Raw genomic sequence first — 19,845 nt, 5'->3', positions numbered from 1 at the left:
CGCCGTCAGGCGGCGGCGGTGACGCTCGGTGCCGGAGGGCTGGCTGGTCAGCTTACGGCCGCCGTGCCGGTGGGCCGCACGAGGAACAGGCCGACGCCGATGCTCTGAACGGCGACCACCCCGTTCTTCAGGTACGGCAGGGCCATCCAGCTGCCGCTGTAGCCGCTGGCGTTGGAGGCCGGGTCGACGTCGAAGTAGCCGACCTCGGGCAGCCGGGCCGAAGCGGCGGAGGTGGTGTCGAGGATCCGCAGGCCACCGCGGTAGGACGCCTGGAAGTGCCGGTTGCCGACGGTGTAGCCGTTGTGGTTGACGAACTCGCCGCGCGTGGCGACGTCCTTGCCGACGAATCGGGCCGCGTCGAGCCGTTCGATGTTGTAGACGAAGTCCGGACTGCCGCCACGGGTGCTGATCGTCTCGTCGTTGACGATCATGTGCTTGTAGTCGCTGGTGGCGAAGCCCTGGTGGATGAAGCTGGCGCCCGGGTGGGTGACGCTGGACAGGACCTTGATGTTCGCCTTGTCGGTGACGTCGAGGATCTGGAACCGCCTGCCCTGGCCGGTGTAGTTGAACGCGATCTCCCGCCCGGTGAACCGGGTGTCCGGTCCGGCGTAGTTCACCACGACGGACTCGTGCGAATAGACCTCGCGGTCGTAGCACGCCGCCAGCCTCAGGGTGAGCGGAGTCTTGATGTCGTAGATGGTCAGGCCCTTGCGGCAGGTGTTCGCGCCGGAGACGTACAGGAAACCGGTGGTCTGGTTGATCCACAGGGTGTGGCTGTTTGTCAGTCCGGTGAAGCGGGCGTCCGCGGTGAACGTCTGGGTGTTGGTCACGCCGCGCAATTTGTTGAGGTCGAAGACCTGAATGCCGTGCGAGACCGAGTCCTTGCCGATGTAGGCGTAATTGCGGTACGTGCGGACGTCGCACCAGGATGAGCTGACGCCATTCGCGGCCGGCAGGTTCCCGAGGTATCTCGGGTTGGCCGGGTCGGTGACGTTGACGAAGGAGACACCGTTGGAACGGCAGTACAGGATGTACTCGTTGCTGTCGCGGGTGTCGGTCCAGTACCACATGCTCGACGAGCCGCCGCCGCCCAGCGCGGACTGGGGCAGGAAGCTGAGCAGGTCGACGTTCTTGCACGGGTACCTGTCGGCCATGCCGTTGACGCAGGTCACCGGCGCGCCAGCCAGGCTCTCACCACTGCGCCAGGTGGGCTCGTAGATGCGGACCATCTCCGCCTGCTCGGCCTTGCCCTCCGGAGTGTCCGGGTCGTGCGCGGTGGCCGGCGGGCCCGCGACGGCGAGTAGCAGCAGAAGTGCGGTGGCGGCGAGCATCGTGCGACGTACTCCTCGGAGCATGGTCAACGCCCTTTCGCGCGGAGGAGTCGGCGCGGGCAGGGTGTGGCACGCGCCGGGAGCGTGCCTGAACGCTAGGCATTAATTTGACAGAGGTCAATGTTTTTGCGACGGCTGAGCGCCATCCGAGAACGCATTCGCGGTCGAATCAATTCGCCATATCGCACGGCAGATAGGGGCGGCGTTATGAAAGCGCCGGGCTTGGCTGATATGGAGATCCCATGGCCGTGGAGAGCCGTGGGGCGGTCGGCGAGGCGTCGCCGGTGAGGATGACGCGGCTACCGTTTCGGGTCTTGGCGCGGCTTCCGGCCCGCGAGCGGGCGCAGGTCGAGATATCCTTGCTGCATATGGCTACCTACCGCAGCGCCTCGACACTCCTCTCCTCCGACGGCACCAGGACCCCTGGCACGGTCGCGCTCTTCGCCGAGCCCGGCCGCAACGGCGGACCGCCGCCCTGGGCCGGCGACTTCCGGCCCGCGAACGGCTCCGGCAGCGTGAGCAAGAACGCCACCGGGAAGTCCTTCACGTTGGAGCTGCCCAACGGCAGCACCGGCAAGGTCGTGGTCCAGAACATCAAGAGCGGAAAAGGCGGCGTCATCCTGGCGTTGATGGGCGAGGACGCGCCTCCTTTCTGATCGGCTCAACGACTCGGTCGGACCGCCGAGTGATTTCGCGCCCGGTGCGCATCGCGAGCCGTGCCGGGCGTTCTCCACGTCTGTTAGCTGTCGGCCCGGCTGGGGTATCAGGCGCCGGCCGGGCAGACACTCTTCCGCCCTGCTCTCAGGGAGGAGAAGAGACGTGGTCTTCAGAAGGATGCTCGGCGCTCTCGGTGTCGGCGGTCCCAGCGTCGACACGGTTCTGCTGAGCCCGCACACCTATCCCGGTGGTCTGGTGGCCGGGCAGGTGGAACTGACCGGTGGCGGCCAGGACGTCGAGATCGAGCACATCATCCTGGGGCTGGTCGCCGGCATGGAGACCGAGGGCGGCGAGGGGGCGGCCGCCGGCGAGTTTCATCGCACGGCCGTCAGTGGCCCGCTGCGTCTGCCTGCCGGCCGGCAGCTGTCGGTTCCGTTCGAGCTGGAACTGCCGTGGCAGGCTCCGATCACCGCCGTGTACGGCCGGCCCCTGCACGGACTGGTGATGGGCGTGCGCACGGAGGTGTCCATCGCTCGCGCCGTGGACAAGGGCGACCTGGATCCGATTCTGGTCAACCCGTTGCCGGTGCAGTTGCGCATCCTCGACGCGTTCGCCGAGTTGGAGTTCGGGTTCAAGGGTGCCGACCTGGAGCGCGGGCGGATCGCCGGGGTGCCGCGAAGTCTGCCGTTCCATCAGGAGATCGCCTACTCCGCCGCCCCGCGGTACGCGCACGCCGTCGGCGAGGTGGAGCTGACCTTCGTGACCACCCCGCACGCTGTCGAGGTGATCCTGGAATTCGACAAGCGCGGCGGCGTGCTCTCCGGCGGCCCCGGCGGTTTCGGCCGGTTCACCGTCGGCCACGCCTGTGCTGACACGACCGACTGGACGCGCCAGGTCGACGCCTGGGTTCAGCGGACCGTCGAGCAGCGGCAGGGCCGCGGCGGCTTCCGCGACGAAGGTTGAGCCGGGGGCCCAGTGCGGCGGACGCCATATCCGGCGGTGGATGTGATGGGTTCGTGCCTGGTGTCGATGGTGACATCTCGACGGTCATGACCATCAAGGACGGTGGCGACGACGGCTGCGACAAGCAGGGCTTCAACATCGGTAACTGGCACAACTGCCGGATGGTCTACTGGTGGGACGGCAACAAGAACGGCACGATCCAGGCCACCGGCTGGTTCAACGAGTAGCCCCGACCGGACGCCGAGCCCGGCCGAGCTGACAGCCGAACGGCTGATGTAGCCGAAGACATCGCCGGGCGGCGGCCCCCCCGGGCGCCCGCCCGCGGCCGGGAACGGGCCCGCCCCCGCCGCGGGCCGCGCCCCCGCGCCCCCCCCCCCCGCGGCCGCCCCCCCCCCCCCGCTTCTCCTTTGTGGATCGCCGACAAGGGGCCGCGCGTCGCACGCCCCGAAGAGGGACATCCGTCGCGAAACGGCGTGAGTCGATCTTGACGTTTGGCATTCATGCCCACTGATGCACATCACAGGCAGATCTCAAAACGATAGATGCAGGTGACTGCGCAGGCACCGAACGTAGAAGATCCCGCTCAATGCGTTCGCCACCCTTGCGGACGCCATTCCCGCGGAGGACCCCACCGTGAAGCAACGATTGGCCTGGAGCCGGCGGCCGCTTGCCGTCGTCGTCGCCATAGGCCTCACCGTTCTCGGCGCCCCTAATCCAGCACATGCCGAACCGGTCGTGCCCGCTCCGGCGGCCGAGCCGGGCGACGCGCCGAAGGCCGGCGCCTCGGACGAGCTCGGCGCCCACGATGCCGGCCTGTTGAGCGAAGCCCGCTCCGGCGGCAAGCGCGACGTAACGGTGATCATCGCGACCGAGTCGGGTGAGGCGGCCGACGTCGCCGGCGAGGTCGAGCGGCTCGGCGGCACCGTCGCCCAGCGTTTCGACCGCGTCGGATACGTGCTGGCGCAGATGCCCACCGGTAGCGTCGTGAAAGCGTCCAAGCTGCCCGGAGTCGCGGCCATCGACCTGGACGAGACGATCAAGCTGCCCGACCCGGTCGCCGACCGCGGCACCCGTGCCGGCGCCGCTCAGGCCGCCGCTGTGCCCGGCCCCGGGCCGGGCACCCCCGCCGTGAACGGGTACATGCCGACAGCGGACATCGGATCCGTGGCATTCAAGCGCAAGCACCCGACGTGGGACGGCCGTGGGGTCACCATCGGCATCATGGACTCCGGCGTCGACCTGGAGAACCCGGCGCTGAAGACCACCTCGACCGGCGAACGCAAGATCGTCGACTGGGTGACCGCGACCGACCCCCTGCTGGAGAACGACCGCACCTGGCGGCCGATGCTCAGCGCGCCGCCGAGCACCTACACGGTCCCGGCCGGCTCGTACCTGTTCAACACCTTCGCCGAGTCGATCACCGGCGGCAGCGACCCGGCCGGCGACGTCAACCGCGACGGCGACACCACCGACGTCTTCGGCATCCTCTACGACCCGGCCAGCCACGACATCCGGGTGGACACCAACCAGAACCAGAACTTCACCGACGACGCCGTGATGCGGCCGTACAAGGAGAAGTTCGACGTCGGCCACTTCGGCACGGATAACCCCGCCACCCCGATCGCCGAGCGCATCCCGTTCGTGGTGGAGTTCCGTGAGGACGTCGACATGACGCCGGCCGGAGTCGACCGGACGGCCGACTTCGTCAACATCGGCATCTCCGAGAGCACGCACGGCACCCACGTCGCCGGCATCGCCGCCGCCAACGACATGCTCGGCAACGCGGCGCTCGACGGCCAGGCTCCGGGCGCCAAACTGGTCTCCTCACGGGCCTGCTCCTGGGGCGGCGGGTGCACCGCGGCCGCGCTGACCACCGGCATGGTCGACCTCGTCGTCAACCGCGGCGTCGACGTGATCAACATGTCGATCGGTGGACTGCCCGCGCTCAACGACGGCAGCAACGCCCGCGCCCAGCTCTACAACCGCCTCATCAACGACTACGGCGTGCAGATGTTCATCTCGGCCGGCAACTCCGGCCCGGGCCTGAACACCATCGGCGACCCGTCGGTGGCCTCGGACGTGGTCAGCGTCGCCGCCAGCGTCAGCAAGGAGACCTGGCTGACCAACTACGGTTCCGTGGTCCGCGAGAAGATGTCGCTGTTCCCGTTCTCCTCGCGGGGCCCGCGTGAGGACGGCGGCTTCAAGCCGAACATCTCCGCCCCCGGGTCCGCCGTCTCCACGGTGAACACCTGGATCAAGGAGCCCGACCTCGCCGAGGCGGGTTACACCCTGCCCATCGGGCTCGCCATGTTCAACGGCACCTCGATGGCGTCGCCGCAGGCCGCCGGCGCGGCGGCCCTGCTGCTGTCGGCCGGTTTCGCCACCGACAAGGGCATCACTCCGGCGCAGCTGCGCCGGGCGCTCTACACCTCGGCCGACCAGATCCCGAACGTGCCGGTCACCGGCCAGGGCAACGGCCTGATGGACGTCAACGGCGCGTGGGCGCTGCTGTCCAAGAAGGTGGAGACCCGTAACCACACCGCGTCCGCGCCGGTGTGCACCCCGTTCTCTGACCTGCTCACCACCCCGGGCCGTGGCTCCGGCATCTACAACCGGTGCCCCGCGGCCGAAGGCGGGCAGCGGGCCGGGACCAGCCGCGTCTACAACGTCGAGGTGACCCGCACCTCGGGGCCGGACCGCAACATCCGCCACGACCTGAAGTGGCTGGGAGACAAGTCGTTCACCGCGGCGCGCAACGTGTCGCTGCCCCTCAACCGGGCGGTCACCATCCCGGTCAAGGTCACCGCGCGCGACGGCCTGAACAGCGCCGTCCTGCGCATCGACGACCCGGCGACCAGCACCGTCGACTTCGAGGTCATGAACACGGTGATCGCGTCCTCGGAGCTCCGGAAGCCGTCCTACGCGAGCACCTTCGAAGGCGCGGTGGACCGCAACTCGACGACGTCGTTCTTCGTCACCGTCCCGGCCGGCGCCGACGCCCTGCAGGTCAACCTCTCCGGCATCGCGACCGCGTCGCAGACCCGGTGGGTGGCGATCAACCCGTGGGGCGTTCCGGTGGACCCGACCTCGACCCCGCAGTGCTACACGAACTTCTCGGATCCTTCGGACACCTCGCCCTGCAAGCCGGCGGAGCGGTCGTACGAGAACCCCATGCCGGGCGTGTGGGAGTTCGAGGTCGAGGCACGCCGTACCTCCCCGGTGCTCAGCAACCCGTTCGAGTTGACCGCCCGCATTCAGGGTGTGGCTGTCGAGCCGGCGACCGTGGAACTCCCCGCGGTCACCGCGGGTAAGGCCGCCCCGGTGAGCTGGAACGTCACCAACCGGTTCGGCCCGGTCTCGGTCGTCCCCCGGGGCGGTCCGCTCGGCAGCGCCGCCACGGCACGGCCCACCATCGCCAACGGCGCCGTGCAGCAGTACGAGGTGACCGTCCCCGCCGGGGCCGATCGTCTCGACGTCTCGATCGGCAACGTCAGCGACCCCGCGGCGGACCTGGACCTGACCGTCCGGCTCAACGGCGCGGTCGTGGGGCAGTCCGCGGACGGCGACTCCGAGGAGTCGGTGTCCATCGCCAAGCCCGCCGCCGGCGTCTACACCGTGGTGGTCGACGGGTACGCCGTACCCAGCGGCAGCACGGCGTACGACTACCGGGACGTCTACTTCAGTGGGTCGCTCGGGTCGCTCACCGTCCCGGCCACCCCGGTGGCGCTGGCCGCCGGGCAGACCCTCCCGGTGACCGGCTCGGTGACCGCGAAAGCCGCGCCGCAAGCCGGCCGTAACCTGTTCGGCCAGGTGAGCATCGTGACCGACATGGGCGCGGTGGTCGGCCGTGGCTCCGTGCTGATCGGCGCGGTCAACTAAGGCCCTCACACCGAAGTGGCCCGCACCGGCATCGGTGCGGGCCATTTCGGTATCAGTGCCGGCGAAAGCGTGTTGGCAATGGTTTTCATGTTAGATTGGGGTGAGCCGCGCCCGGCGCACCTGACCTGACAGCGGGGGATGCCGGGCGCGCTTTCCGGAGAGCCCGGCGGACAACGGCGTCCGCCGGGACGCACCACCCGTCCGGGTCGCCCTTTTGGGCGCGCGGGCTGCCAATCACCGCTGCCGGCATGGGGCTTCGATGAAGGCGATGCCGGAAGGGGGCTCGTTTCCCGGCCGGCGGGCAGGGCTGAGCACATGCGCAATGTTGCATGACGTGTTCGTCCGGTCACGTTGCGATCATGATCCTCTTGGATCGGGCCGAACCATCCACTACGTTTGGGCCGAGCCGGTCGAACCGGTTCGGTAGGTCGTGGAAAGGTTCTGCATTCTCGGCGGCACGGGGAGTGTGATGGCGCCTTACCTGCAACCGCGCGTCGACGGCGATCTGCGCTCCCTGCTGGACGACCGTGTTTGGCTGCACCGGCTCGTGGACGCGCTCGGCTCACCGGTCAACCTGGTGCTGCCCGGCCACGTCGCGGAGAACGTCCGTCGCTTCCGTGCGGTCTACCGCGCCCGCCACCTCAGCGGGCACATCTTCTTCGCGCACAAGGCGAACCGGTCCCAGGCTCTCGTCCGCGGCCTGGCGGCCGCCGACGCCGGCATCGACGTGGCGTCGCTGGGCGAGTTGCGCAACGCCCTGGCGGCCGGCTTCACGCCCGAGCGCATCATGGCCACCGGCCCGAAGAGCCGGGAGTTCCTCTGGCTGGCCGCCCGCGCCGGAGTGATTGTCAACGCCGACTCCACAACGGAACTCGACGCGCTGGCCGGGATCCTGCGGGCGCACGCCCTGCCGCGGGTGCGGGTGATGGCCCGGCTGTCCGGATTCGCCCCCACCGGCGCCAACATGCTGACCCGTGCCAGCCGGTTCGGCATTCCGGTCACCGGCTTGGCCACCCTCTGGGAGGTGCTGGAGAAGCAGCGTGATCTCCTCGACTTCCACGGCGTCGCCTACCACCTCGACACGGTGGGGCTGCCGGAGAAGGCCGCCGCGCTGGAGGGCTGCCTGCACGCGATGGACGAGGCCGGCCGGCAGGGGCTGAGCCCACGGGCGATCGATGCCGGTGGCGGGTTCGGCGTCAGCTACCTGGCCGACGAGAGCCAATGGGAGGCGTGGACCACCGAGCTGACCGGCGCGGTCCTCGGCAAGCGGCCACCGCTGACCTGGAACGGCCACGGATACGGGCTGCGCAACGAGGGCGGCAAGCTCCGCGGCATGCTCAGCGTCTACCCCGGGTACCGGACGATCGCCGGACCGGCCTATCTGGACCGGCTGCTCGACACCGAATCGGCCACGCACCGGCGGACGCTGGGCACACTGCTCCTGGACAGCATGTACGACCTGCACGTCGAGCCCGGCCGGGCCCTGCTCGACCAGTGCGGCGCCGTGCTGCTGCGGGTGGAGGAGGTCCGCGACGACGGCCACGGCGAAACCCTGGTGCGACTCGCGGGCAACGGTGGCGACATCGCCCTGGAGCAGCACGGCGTCCTGATGGATCCGCTCCTCGTCCCGCGCGGCGAGCCGGGACCCGAGGAGCCGGCCGGGGTCTATCTGACCGGGAACCTGTGCCTGGAAGCCGACCTGATCACCCGCCGCAAGGTGTTCCTGTCGCGGCAGCCTGAGCCGGGCGACCTGCTGGTCTTCGTGAACACCGCCGGCTACCTGATGGACTTCAGCGCCGGCGAGGCGCTGATGCAGCCCAGCGCCCGCACGGTCGCGGCCTACCGGGGCCGGGACGGCTGGCAATGGTGCCTCGACGAGCAGTACTGGCCTGTCACCGGCCGGGAGGAGACCGCGTGAGGTACGACAGCGTCACCGACGTCATCGGCGACACGCCACTGGTGCGCATCGACGCGGCGGTGCACGGTCTGCGCAACATCGACCTGTACGCCAAGATGGAGCTGCTCAACCCGTTCGGCTCGGTCAAGGACCGGGCCGCCTGGAACATGGTCCGCGACCGGATCGCCGGCGCCGCCGAGCGCGGCGACACCGTGGTCGAGCTGTCCAGCGGCAACACCGCCAAGGCGCTCGCCCTGATCGCCGCCATGCACGGCCTGCCGTTCCGCAGCGTGACCAACCGCATGAAGGTGCCGGAGATCAAGGATCTGCTGCTGCTGCTCGGCGCGCAGATCGACGAGCTGCCGGGCCGGTCGGAGTGCCTGGACCCGGACGACACCGACGACCCGCTGACCCGGATGTACCACACCGTGTCCGCGGACGGCGGCGGCTACCTGCACACCGACCAGTACTTCAACGAGCTCAACGTCGACGCTCACACGCACGGCACCGGACGAGAGATCATCGCCGACCTCGGCGGGCGCGCGCCGGACTACTTCATCGCCTGCGTCGGCACCGCCGGCTCGTCCACCGGCGTGGCCCGGGCGCTGCGCGCGCACGATCCGGCGACCACGGTCGTCGGCCTGGTCGCGCAGAAGTCCGACTTCATCCCGGGCATCCGCAACATCGACGAGGTGCACGAGGTCGGCCTCTTCGATCCCGGCACCTACGACACCATCGAGGCGGTCAGTTCGGACGAGGCGATCGACGGCCTACTGACTCTGGTCCGCCGCTGCGGGACGCTGGCCGGGCCGACCGGCGGCGGCGCCTACCAGGGCGCGGTCCGCTACCTGCGCGGCATCGACGAGACCTTGACCGAGCGGCGTACGGCCGTGTTCATCGTCTGCGACCGGGTCGAGAGCTACCTGAGCTATCTGCGGGAACGCCGCCCCGAACTGTTCCAGCAGCCGGCCCGGGCGCAGACGCTGCGCACGCTCACCGACGGCGATCTGGCCGCCGCCCGCACGATCGGCGTCGCCGACGCCGAGGAGTGGATCGACAAGGAGAGTCCGCTGGTCGTGGACCTGCGCAGCCCGTTCGCGTACCGGGCGCTGCACATCGACCGGTCGATCAACATCGTCGACGACCTGTTCGGCGAGATGCTGCACGGCGGCCTGCCGTTCGGCCGGCGGCAGCCGGTGCTGCTGGTCTGCCCGGTCGGCGAGAAGTCGGCGCGGTACGCGGCGTTGCTGACCCGGATGGGGCACCAGGACGTGCGGTCCCTGGCCGGTGGGGTCATCGCCTGGCGCGACGCCGGCGCCGAACTGGTGCGGGACTGACGTGGCGCTCGTGCCCGCGCACTACAACCACGGCGTCACCTTCCCGGACGAGCTGCGACCGTGGCAGAGCCGGCTGCGCGAGCAGTTCCCCATCATCGCCGGCGATCCGGACCTGGCCTATCTCGACAGCGCGGCCACCGCACAGAAGCCGCGCGCCGTCCTCGACGCCGTGACTGACTACCTGACCACCGAGAACGCCAACGCGGGACGAGGGACCTATCCGTGGGCCAACCGGACCACCGCGCTCATCGAGCAGGCTCAGCAGCGGGTGCGCCGGTTCCTCGGCGACCCGGAACCGGACCGCTCCGGCGTCCACTTCGTCAGCGGAACCACCGAAGGGTTGCGGCTGGTCGCCCGGGACTGGCTGGTGCGCCACCTGCGTGACGGCGACGAGATCATCCTGCCGGTCGCCGACCACTCGGCCAACACGCTGCCCTGGCGGGAAGCGGCCGACCAGCTGGCCCGGGAGGGCGTCACGGTGGGGGTGCGGCCGATGCCGTACGACGCGGCGCGTGACTATGACCACCGGGCGCTCACCGCGATGGTCAACGAGCGGACCCGGTTCATCGCCACCACCCACGTGCACCACGTCTACGGCGGTGACATGAACATCGGCAGGATCCGCGCGGCGGCCGGTCCCGACGCCGTGATCTGCCTGGACGCCGCGCAGGGCGTCGGGCACCTGCCGCTGTCGGTGGCCGAGCTCGACGTCGACTTCGTCGTCTTCTCCGGGCACAAGGCGATGGCGCTGCCCGGCACCGGCGCGATCTGGTCCCGCAACCGGCGTGGGTCGCGCTTCGCGCCGGGCGGTTGGGCCGGCACCCCGAACACCAGCGGCATCGTGAGTCTCGCCGCGGCGCTGGACTGGCTGGAGGAAGCGGGCGTGGAGTGGATCGCCCGCTGGACGGTGGCGCTGGGCGCCCGGCTCACCGACGGCCTGCGCAAGCTGCCGGCGTACGAGGTGCTGGGCTGTCAGCGCAGCCTGGCGGCCGACTCGCCGGTGCAGCAGCGGCACGGGATCGTCACCTTCCGGCATCGCCGGATCGGCTCCAACGATCTCGGGTTCATTCTGGCGGCGGAGGGCTTCATGGTCCGGGCCGACGGCCACTGCCAGGCCGAGGGCGGCGAGACCACCTCATCGGTACGGGTGAGCGTGCACGCGTACAACACGGTGGATGAGGTCGATCGCCTCCTGGAGGCGCTGGCCCGGCTCGACACGGAAGGTTGACGTTTCGCGTCGTAGTTGAAAACGACTTCCGTTACAGTGGGCGGCGCTGATCGGCCTCCGCCGGTCGTCCACCGCCCCTTCGTCCTTCGAGGTTGTCGATGGCATCCACGTCGCACGCGTCCTGGGTCGTCCCCGTTCTCGACCGGGCGGCCGTCAACCGGTGGCGCGGAGCCTGGGACGAGGTGATGGCCGGCTTCCTGCCCGGCGCCGACGGTTGCGAGGCCGCGCTGCTGGCCGTCGCCGAAGCCGTCTGTGGCGGCGCTCCCGGGCGCGTCCTGGACCTCGGTGGCGGGCCCGGTGTCTTCGCCGAACGGATGGCCGTGCGCTGGCCCGGCGCGGAGGTCGGTCTGGTTGATCTGGATCCGGTCCTGCTCGCGCTCGCCGCCGCGGGGACCGCCGGCCGCGTCGGCGTGCACCGTGCCGACCTCGGGGCGGCCTGGTCCGAGGCGGTCGCCGACGGCGGCCCCTTCGACCTGCTGACCACCGTCATGACCATCCACTACCTTCCCGCGGAGCAGGCCCTCGCCTTCTACCGGGCGGCCCGCGCGGCGCTGCGCCCCGGTGGCCTGCTGGTGGTGGCGGATCTGATGCCCGAGCCCGGGCTCGACGGCGTGACGGCGCGGCTGCATCCCGCCGCCGACGAGGCCGTCGCGGGCATGGCGTGGACGCGATGGTGGGACGGCCTGCGGACGCACGAGCCGCTGCGGCCCCTGATGCGGCAGCGGCAGGCGATCCTCGGCGGCCGGGTGCCCGCCGAGTTCACCCCGTCGGTGGACTGGCACCGCCACGCGGCACGTGCGGCCGGGTTCGGCGAGGCCGGGGTCGTCTGGCGCTGGGGCGCCCACGCCGCGCTCGCCGCCGTCGCATGACGATGCCGCGCTGTGTGACCGCATCGCCGCCATCCGCCGTGGCCGCTGCGGGCCCGGCCGGTGGCACTGCGCACACTGCTTACATGCTCACCATTGCATAATTGCGGAACCGCCGCGGTTCCCGCGCGGCTATACCCGTGACGGAGCAGCACTGTGAAGGCGACGCCGAACGCGACCCGCAACACCCGCCAGCGCGGCGAGGTCATGGCCCTGCTCCAGGAGGTGGAGGGCGCCCGCAGCGCGCAGCAGCTCTATCTGCTGCTGCGGGAACGGGGCGCCAAGGTCGGCCTGACCACGGTGTACCGCACCCTGCAGATGCTCGTCGACGCCGGTGACGCGGACACCACCCGGCTGCCCGGCGGCGAGCAGCTGTTCCGCCTGTGCAGCCCGACCCACCACCATCACCTGGTGTGCCGCGGCTGTGGAAAGACGGTGGAGGTGGCCGGGCCCGCGGTGGAGCGCTGGGCCGACGAGGTGGCGGCCGACAATGGATTCACCGACGTCGGGCACACCATCGAGATCTTCGGCACCTGCCGCGACTGCGCGGCGGGACAGGCCGGCCCGGCGTGACATCGATACATCGTCACTTTGCCATTAGACGATAGTTCTTGATAACGATTATCGTTTCGCTCCTCAGTGACAGGAGTGAAATCGATGAAGCACGGGCAGCGCGCTTTCCGGACCGCGGCGATCGCCGTGGCCGTCACCGTCATGGCCGGATGTGGCTCCAGCGCCGCCGAGAGCAAGGACACCGCGGCCGGCGGCGCCAAGCTCGCCGTCGTCGCGACCACGCCCGAGGTCGCCGACTTCGTGCGTAACATCGGCGGCTCCGAGGTCGCCGTCACCGGAATCCTCAAGGCCAACGTGGACCCGCACGACTACGAGCCCACCCCGGCCGACCTGCAGGCCATCGCCTCCGCCAAACTCGTCGTGAAGAACGGTGTGGGGCTGGAGGAATGGCTCGACCGCACCATCGAGTCCGCCGGCTTCAAAGGCGCGGTCGTCGACTCCAGCCAGGGTGTCACCCTCCGCGAAGGCGGCCACCACGAGGAGGAGAAGGAGGAGGGCCACGCCGAGGAGGCGCGGGAGGGGCACGCGGGCGAGGAGGAACACGACCCGCACATCTGGCACGACCCGCGCAACGCCAAGATCATGGTGATGAACATCCAGAAGGGCCTCGCCGCGGCCGATCCGTCCAAGGCGGACGCCTTCACGAAGAACCTCGCCGCCTACTCCGCGGAACTGGACAAGCTCGACGCCGACAACGCCACGGCCTGGGCGAAGATTCCCCAGCCGAACCGCCGGCTGGTCACCAACCATGACGCCTTCGGGTACTACATCGGGCGCTACGAGCTGGAGTTCGTTGGCTCGGTCATCCCGAGCCTGGACACCTCCGCCGAGCTGTCCGCCCAGCAACTCACCGACCTGGTGGCGAAGATCAAGGCAACCGGGACGAAGGCGATCTTCGCGGAGAGCTCGCTGCCACCCAAGACCGCCGAAGCCATCGGCCAGCAGGCCGGCGTCAAGGTGATCGCGGGCGAGGACGCCCTGTTCGGCGACAGCCTGGGCGAGCCGGGCACGCCGGAGGGCACCTACCTCGGCGCCGAACGCCACAACACCAAGACCATCGTCGACGCGCTGGCCGGCTGACATGGAAGCCGCCGCCCTGCGCTACACGAACGTCAGCGTCGGCTATCAGGGCACGCCCGTCGTCACCGGTGTCGATCTCGAACTGAGCGCGGGGCAGCGGCTCGCCCTGGTCGGCCCCAACGGCGCCGGCAAGTCCACCCTCATCAAGTCGATCCTCGGCCTCGCGCAGATCCTCGCCGGGACGGCCGTCGTGCTGGGGAATCCTCCCGCCCGCGCCCGTGGCCTGACCGGGTACGTGCCGCAGACCGACACCCTCGACGCCGACTTCCCGGTCAGCGTCCGCCAGGTGGTGATGATGGGCCGCTACCGGCAACTCGGCTGGTGGCGCCCGGTCCGGGCCGCTGATCGGCAGGCGGTGGAACGGGCCCTGGACCGGGTCGGTCTCGCCGACCGGGCCCGGCACCGCTTCGGCACCCTCTCCGGCGGCCAGCGGCAGCGGGTCCTGCTGGCCCGCGCCATCGCCGCACAGCCACGGCTGCTGCTGCTCGACGAGCCGTTCAACGGAGTCGACGCGGTCAGCCAGGAGGCTATCGTCCGGGTGCTGCGGGAGCTGTCGGCCGCCGGCACCGCGCTGGTGCTCAGCACCCACGACCTCGCGGTGGCCCGGGACCTCGCCGACCTGGTGTGCCTCGTCAACGGCCGGCAGTGGGCGGTCGGCCCGCCGGCGGAGACCCTTACCGCGGGGCCACTGCGCCGGACGTACGGAAGCTCCGCCATCGACGTGGCGGACGGCCGGATGGTGCTGGTCGAACCGTGATCGAGCCGTTCGCCGTACCGTTCATGGGCCGTGCCCTGGCCGAGATCGCCCTCCTCGCGCTGATCTGCGGCCCGATCAGCGTGTTCGTGTTCGTCCGTGGCCTGTCGTTCGTCTCCGACGCGCTGACTCACACCGTCTTCCCCGGAGTCGTGATCGGATTCGTCGCCGGCGGCCTCGACGGCGTGTTCACCGGTGCCCTGGTGGCCGGGGTGCTGACCGCCGTGCTCCTCACCGTCCTGACCCGCAGCGCGAGACTGTCCGATGACGCGGCCACCGCCGTGGTGCTCACCGCGATGTTCTCGATCGGGGTGGTGCTGGTGTCGCGGCGCTCGTCGTACACCTCCGATCTGACGTCCTTTCTGTTCGGGCGTCTGCTGACCGTGACGCCGCGCCAGCTGGCCGAGACCGCGGTGCTCGCGGGGGTGATCCTCGTGGTGCTGCTGATCAGCGTCCGGGCGCTGCTGTTCCGGGCGTTCGACCCGGCCGCCGCGGCCGCCGCCGGGTTCCGGGCCGGATGGCTCGACCTGCTGCTGAACGTGATGCTCGCGCTGGTGGTGGTGGCCGCGGTCCGGGCGGTCGGCACGATTCTGGTGGTGGCGCTGCTGATCGTGCCGGCGGCCGCCGCCCGGATGGTGACCGACCGGCTCGCGGTGATGGCCGTCGCCGGCGCCGGGCTGGTGTTCGCCGCCGGTTATGGCGGGCTGCTGCTGAGCTGGACCGCGTCGCTGCGGTACGGGGTGGCGCTGACGTCCGCCTCCGCCGTGGTCCTGCTGCTGGTGCTGTCCTATCTGGTGTTGCTGCCGGTGCGCCTGCTGCGCGATCGGCGGCGCGGTGTCGTGCCGGTTCCGGCGGAAAGGACGTCTCCGCATGAACTGGTGGGATGACGTGATGTACCGCGCCGTGGCCGAGGTCGTCCTCGTCGGTGCGCTGGCCGGTCTGATCGGTGTGCAGGTGGTGGTGCGGCGACTGTCGTTCTTCACCATGGCGCTGACCCACGCCACCTTCCCCGGTGTCGTGGCCGCCTCGATCATCGGCGTCAACCTGCTGGTCGGCGGCGTGGTGACCGGAGCGGTCGTCGCCGTGGGAGTGGCCGCGCTGACCCGGCGCCGCGGGCAGGACGCCGCGGCCGCCACCGGGGTGCTGCTGTCCGGTGGGTTCGCGCTCGGCGCCGCGCTGGTGGCCTCGCAGAACGGGTTCAGCCGCGATCTCTCGTCGTTCCTGGTCGGCTCGATCCTCACCGTCGGCGCCCAGGACCTGATCAGCACCGCGGTGGCGCTGGTGGCCGTCGCGCTGGTGCTCGCGCTCTGTGCCCGGCCGCTGCTCTACGCGGGGTTCGATCCGGACGGGGCGCGGGCCGCTGGCCTTTCGACCGGGCGATGGGATCTGGTGCTGCTGCTCACCATCGAGGTGGTCGTGGTGACCGTCGTCCCGGCGGTCGGCACGATCCTCGCCCTGTCGCTGATCGTCGCGCCCGCCGCGGCCGCGCGCCTGTGGTCCGACCGTCACGCGGTGATGACCGCGACGGCGGTCGTGTTCGCCGTCGCCAGCGGCCTCGCCGGGCTCTATGCCTCCAGCCGGTGGAACGTCGCGGCGGGCGCGAGCATCTCGCTGACGGCCACCGGTGTGCTTCTGGCCTCCTGGGTTCTGGTGCGGCTCAGAGGGCTCGTCGCACCGGGGACGCGACGGGCTGTGCCGGCATGAGCGATGGCCCGATGGTCGACCCGTCCGATCTGGACCGCGCGGTGGAGGTGCTGCGGGGCATGGCCTATCAGCACCGTCTGCATATCCTCGTGGTGCTGCGGGCCGGCGAGGCCACACCCGCGGCGCTCGGCGAGGTCGTCCCGGCGCATCCCACCGCGATCTCGCATCACCTTCGTCACCTCACCGACGCCGGCCTCATCCGGCGCAGCCGCCGGGGCCGGAACGTGTACTACTCCTTGCGCGGCGAGTCGACCGGCAGGCTGATCGATCAGGTCATCGCCTTCGTGAGCGGGGCGGCGGGCGGGGCCGTCTCGCCCCTCCCGGTGTCGGGCGCGGTCCCGGAACGGGATCCGGCCGGGCTCGCCGTCGGTGCGGCGGCGGCGAGTACACCGAGCAGCCCCAGCCCGGCCACCGGCCCGAGCACGGCCAGCGGGGCACGTTCCAGATAGGCGACGGCCGTGGCCAGCTGGGCGCCCCACTCCGGGGAGTCGTGGCCCGCGCCGAGTCCGAGAAACCCGAGGCCGGCGATGGTCAGGGCGGTGGCCGGAACCCGGGCGAGCGCGTGCAGGACGACCGGCCCGGCCACCGCGGGCAGCAGGTGACGGCGCAGCAGACGGCCGGGACCGGCGCCGCAGAGTTCGGCGGCACGGTAGTAGCCGCTCGCGCGTACCTCCTCGGCGAGGCCGCGGGTGTGCACCCCGAGGGGGACCCAGGCGACCAGGGCCGCGGCGAGCGCGGCGGCGGCCAGGCCGGGGCTGAGGATCGCGGCCACCACCAGGCCGACGAAGACCGGCGGCAGGGCGTTGAGGATGTCGGCGGCTCCGGCGCGGGCCGCGCCGCCGCGCAGGCCGATCGTCAGGCCGGCGAGCAGGGAGACGACGGTGACGGCGGCGGCGGTGCCGACGGTGAGAACAGCGCCGTGACCGAGTTGGGCCAGCACGTCGCGGCCGACCGGATCGGCGCCGAGCGGATGCGCCCACGACGGCCCGGTCAGGCGCGCGCCGAGCCGCACCCGGTCGGCGTCGCGCAGCAGCCCCGCCACGACGACGCCCAGCAGCAGCGTCGCCGCGGCGATCGGCGCCACGCGCCGGCCGCGGCGACGGTGGGCCGGCACCGCCGGGATCAGGCTCGCGGCCGCCCCGGCCGGGCCGAGCAACAGCCGGTGCACGGCGATGCCCAGCCCGCCGACCGCCACACCGACGATGACCAGCAGCAGCACACAGCCCTGCACCAGCGGAAGATCCTGGGCCAGGCTGGCGTGCAGGGCGATGCGGCCGAGCCCCGGGATGGCGAAGAGTTGCTCGACGGCGACGGCGCCGCCGAGCAGGCCGACGAAGAGCACCGCCACCTGCGTGACGACCACGGTCACCGCCCGGCGCAGCAGAGCCGCGGCGAGCTCACCCCGTCCGCTGCCGGCGGCACGCCAGGTGTGCACCCAGGGCTCCGCCGCCGTGGCCTCGACAGCGGTGATGAGCAGCCGGGCCAGGAGCCCCCCGGTGGGGATGCCGAGGGCGAGTGCCGGCAGCACCAGATAGGACGGGCCGAACCAGCCGGCTGTCGGCGCCAGGCGCCAGTTCACCGCCACGACGGTGATCAGCACCGCGGCGAGCACGAACTCGGGCAGTGCCGTCAGAGCCGCGGCGGTGAACCCGGCCCGGGGCCGGCGCCCGCTCGCGGCGGTCCAGGCGGCGGGCGCGCCCAGCAGCAGCCCGACGGCGACCGCGACCACGGCCGCGGCGCCGCCGAGCAGCGCCGACACCCCGGCTGCGGCGGCCACCGTCTCGGCGACGGACGAGCCGTCCACCCACGAGCGGCCGAGGTCGCCGGTGACCGCGCCGGACAGCCACTGGGCCGCGCCCTGCACGGGACCGGCGGGCAGGTCGAGTTCGGAGCGGACGGCCGCCAGGGCCGCCGGGTCGGGTTCGCGTTCACCGAGGCGGGCCCGCAGGACGGAGCGGGCCGGGTCGTCGTCGCGCAGCCAGGGCAGCGCGGCGACGAGCACCGCGAGCCCGCCGATGGTCGCGGTCAGTGCGGCCCACCGGCGGGCAGCGGCGAGGGTGGCCGTCATCGCAGGCTGGTGCCCACGGTGACGAGGGTGCGCTCGTACGGGTCCTCGGCGAGCCCGCCCACGCCCTTGGCGGCGCCGATGCGGGCCCGCTCGTGGCCGATCGGAACCGTGATCGCGCGGCCGGTCAGGTCCGCCTCGATCCGCAGCGCGGCGTCCTGCCGGCCGGCGATGTCGGTGACGGCGTCGGCGGCGTCCAGGCGGGCTTCGACGGCCGGGTCGCAGAAGCGGGCGAGGTTGTAGCTGCCTTCGCAGGAGAAGTCGGAGCGCAGATAGCCGATCGGGTCGGCGGCGTCCAGCAGGTAGGAGCGGGTGCCGAGGACCGCGTCGAACTTGCCGGCCAGCAGATCCGGCTCGAGAACGGTGTACTCGCGGACCACGGTCTCGACCTCGAAGCCGCGGGTCTTCCACGCGGCGGCGATCGCGGAGGCCACCTCGGGCAGCTCCGGCCGGTCGGTGTAGGTGGCCAGGGTGATCTTCCGGCCGGCCGGGTCGGCGGCGGTCGCCGCGGCCACCACGGGCACGGCGGGGCGGGCGGTGGCCGCCCACGCGGAGGCGGGGCCGAACAGGCCGGTGGGGGCGTCGGCGCGTCCCTCGTAGACGGCGGCGGTGATGGCGGCCGGGTCGAGGGCGGCCTTCGCGGCAGCGCGCAGGCCCGCGTCGGCGAAGGCCTTGCCCTCCGAGCTGACCAGGTGCAGGCCGATCGTCCGCGGCAGCGGGATCTCGACGACCCGCTGGTCGGTGATGTTGGGCAGTTGGGCGACGGGCAGCGCGTTGACCACGTCGACCTCACCGGCGCGCAGCGCACCGGCACGGGCGGCGCCGTCGGTCAGGAACCGGACGTCCAGGCCGGGCAGTTGCGGGCGACCGCCCCAGTAGGTGTCGAAGCGTTCCAGCGTGGCCGCCGTCGCTCCCTGCACCCGGGTGATCCGGTACGGCCCGGTGCCGTGGCCGACCGGATCCGGCCGGCCGGCGTCCTCGGCGTACGCCTTCGGGGCCAGGATCATCAGCTGCGGGCTGGCGAGCCGGTTCAGCAGCGCCGGGTCCGGCTGCTCGGTGCGTACGTCGATGGTCTTGTCGTCGACGGCGGTGGCGGTGAGCTTCACTTTGGCGATGGCCCGCGGCGCGGGCTTGGCGGCGGTCGCGTGGGTGAGCGCGTCGACAGCGGCCTTCGCGGTCAGCGCCGTGCCGTCGTGGAAGGTGACGTTGTCGCGCAGGGTGAGCCGCAGCGTCTTGTCGTCCGGCTGGGTCCAGCTCGCGGCCAGGGCGGGCTCGACCAGGCCGTCGGGCTTGAGCCGCACCAGCGGTTCGGCCGCGCCGAACTGGGTCACCAGCGTCGCGTCGTCGGTGTAGGGCGACAGCCGGCCGTCCGGGGCGAAGGCCGAGCCGACCCGCAGTCGCTTCTCGCCGCCGGCGGTGGGTGTGGTCGCCTGTTCGGCGAAGCATCCGGCGGTCGTCGCCACCGTGGCGGCGGCCATGGCCGCCAGCAGAATCCGTCGTTTCACGGCTTA

Annotated in this window: 16 protein-coding genes and 1 pseudogene; 14 read left to right on the top strand and 3 right to left on the bottom strand. The window is 71.5% G+C overall.

The window, feature by feature from the left end; genetic code table 11:
- Window positions 1-47: 47 nt before the first annotated feature.
- Complete coding sequence (locus tag QLQ12_RS24065) at window positions 48-1,355, bottom strand: choice-of-anchor B family protein (RefSeq protein WP_282762684.1); 1,308 nt, start codon at window positions 1,353-1,355, stop codon at window positions 48-50.
- 344 nt (window positions 1,356-1,699) lie between these two features.
- Between QLQ12_RS24065 and QLQ12_RS24060 the strand changes: the two genes are divergently transcribed.
- The 14 genes and pseudogenes from QLQ12_RS24060 to QLQ12_RS23995 all read left to right on the top strand — a co-directional run.
- Window positions 1,700-1,987: a hypothetical protein gene (locus QLQ12_RS24060; RefSeq protein WP_282762683.1), complete on the top strand. Its 288-nt coding sequence runs from the start codon at window positions 1,700-1,702 to the stop codon at window positions 1,985-1,987.
- A gap of 163 nt (window positions 1,988-2,150) precedes the next feature.
- Window positions 2,151-2,951, top strand: a complete 801-nt coding sequence (locus QLQ12_RS24055; RefSeq protein WP_282762682.1) for a sporulation protein — start codon at window positions 2,151-2,153, stop codon at window positions 2,949-2,951.
- Between the two features lie 53 nt (window positions 2,952-3,004).
- The gene (locus QLQ12_RS24050; RefSeq protein WP_282762681.1) at window positions 3,005-3,178 is read left to right on the top strand and encodes a hypothetical protein; all 174 of its coding nucleotides are present in this window, start codon (window positions 3,005-3,007) and stop codon (window positions 3,176-3,178) included.
- 406 nt (window positions 3,179-3,584) lie between these two features.
- Window positions 3,585-6,830 carry a S8 family serine peptidase gene (locus QLQ12_RS24045; protein WP_407651545.1) on the top strand — a complete coding sequence of 1,082 codons (3,246 nt, stop codon included), beginning with the start codon at window positions 3,585-3,587 and terminating at the stop codon, window positions 6,828-6,830.
- A 469-nt stretch (window positions 6,831-7,299) separates the two neighbouring features.
- Window positions 7,300-8,748: a type III PLP-dependent enzyme domain-containing protein gene (locus QLQ12_RS24040; protein ID WP_282762680.1), complete on the top strand. Its 1,449-nt coding sequence runs from the start codon at window positions 7,300-7,302 to the stop codon at window positions 8,746-8,748.
- Entirely contained in the window at window positions 8,745-10,064 is a 1,320-nt protein-coding gene (locus tag QLQ12_RS24035) for a pyridoxal-phosphate dependent enzyme (RefSeq protein ID WP_282762679.1), read from the top strand. Before QLQ12_RS24040 ends, QLQ12_RS24035 begins: the two co-directional genes overlap by 4 nt.
- Before the next feature lies 1 nt (window position 10,065).
- Complete coding sequence (locus QLQ12_RS24030; RefSeq protein ID WP_282762678.1) at window positions 10,066-11,292, top strand: aminotransferase class V-fold PLP-dependent enzyme; 1,227 nt, start codon at window positions 10,066-10,068, stop codon at window positions 11,290-11,292.
- A 98-nt stretch (window positions 11,293-11,390) separates the two neighbouring features.
- Window positions 11,391-12,161, top strand: coding sequence for a class I SAM-dependent methyltransferase (locus tag QLQ12_RS24025; protein ID WP_282762677.1), 771 nt, complete (start codon window positions 11,391-11,393; stop codon window positions 12,159-12,161).
- 153 nt (window positions 12,162-12,314) lie between these two features.
- The gene (locus QLQ12_RS24020) at window positions 12,315-12,731 is read left to right on the top strand and encodes a Fur family transcriptional regulator (protein WP_282762676.1); all 417 of its coding nucleotides are present in this window, start codon (window positions 12,315-12,317) and stop codon (window positions 12,729-12,731) included.
- Between the two features lie 84 nt (window positions 12,732-12,815).
- Window positions 12,816-13,811 (top strand): metal ABC transporter substrate-binding protein, encoded by a 996-nt coding sequence (locus QLQ12_RS24015; protein ID WP_282762675.1) that lies wholly within the window; start codon window positions 12,816-12,818, stop codon window positions 13,809-13,811.
- A 1-nt stretch (window position 13,812) separates the two neighbouring features.
- Entirely contained in the window at window positions 13,813-14,568 is a 756-nt protein-coding gene (locus tag QLQ12_RS24010) for a metal ABC transporter ATP-binding protein (RefSeq protein ID WP_282762674.1), read from the top strand.
- Complete coding sequence (locus tag QLQ12_RS24005) at window positions 14,565-15,452, top strand: metal ABC transporter permease (protein ID WP_282762673.1); 888 nt, start codon at window positions 14,565-14,567, stop codon at window positions 15,450-15,452. The genes QLQ12_RS24010 and QLQ12_RS24005 overlap by 4 nt, the downstream gene beginning before the upstream one ends.
- Window positions 15,436-16,269, top strand: coding sequence for a metal ABC transporter permease (locus QLQ12_RS24000; protein ID WP_282762672.1), 834 nt, complete (start codon window positions 15,436-15,438; stop codon window positions 16,267-16,269). Before QLQ12_RS24005 ends, QLQ12_RS24000 begins: the two co-directional genes overlap by 17 nt.
- A pseudogene (locus QLQ12_RS23995) lies at window positions 16,266-16,511 on the top strand (ArsR/SmtB family transcription factor); the annotation flags it as partial. The gene QLQ12_RS24000 and the pseudogene QLQ12_RS23995, both read left to right, overlap by 4 nt.
- A 26-nt stretch (window positions 16,512-16,537) precedes the next feature.
- Here the strand turns inward: QLQ12_RS23995 and QLQ12_RS23990 are convergent.
- Window positions 16,538-18,337, bottom strand: a complete 1,800-nt coding sequence (locus QLQ12_RS23990; RefSeq protein WP_282762671.1) for an ABC transporter permease subunit — start codon at window positions 18,335-18,337, stop codon at window positions 16,538-16,540.
- Window positions 18,334-19,839 carry an ABC transporter substrate-binding protein gene (locus QLQ12_RS23985; protein ID WP_282762670.1) on the bottom strand — a complete coding sequence of 502 codons (1,506 nt, stop codon included), beginning with the start codon at window positions 19,837-19,839 and terminating at the stop codon, window positions 18,334-18,336. Before QLQ12_RS23985 ends, QLQ12_RS23990 begins: the two co-directional genes overlap by 4 nt.
- Between the last annotated feature and the right edge of the window lie 6 nt (window positions 19,840-19,845).

Origin of the sequence: Actinoplanes sandaracinus (assembly GCF_030009775.1) — a bacterium.
GTDB lineage: Bacteria > Actinomycetota > Actinomycetes > Mycobacteriales > Micromonosporaceae > Actinoplanes > Actinoplanes sandaracinus.
Note: the sequence above shows the minus strand (reverse complement) of the source record. Positions and strands in the feature narration are given on the sequence as shown.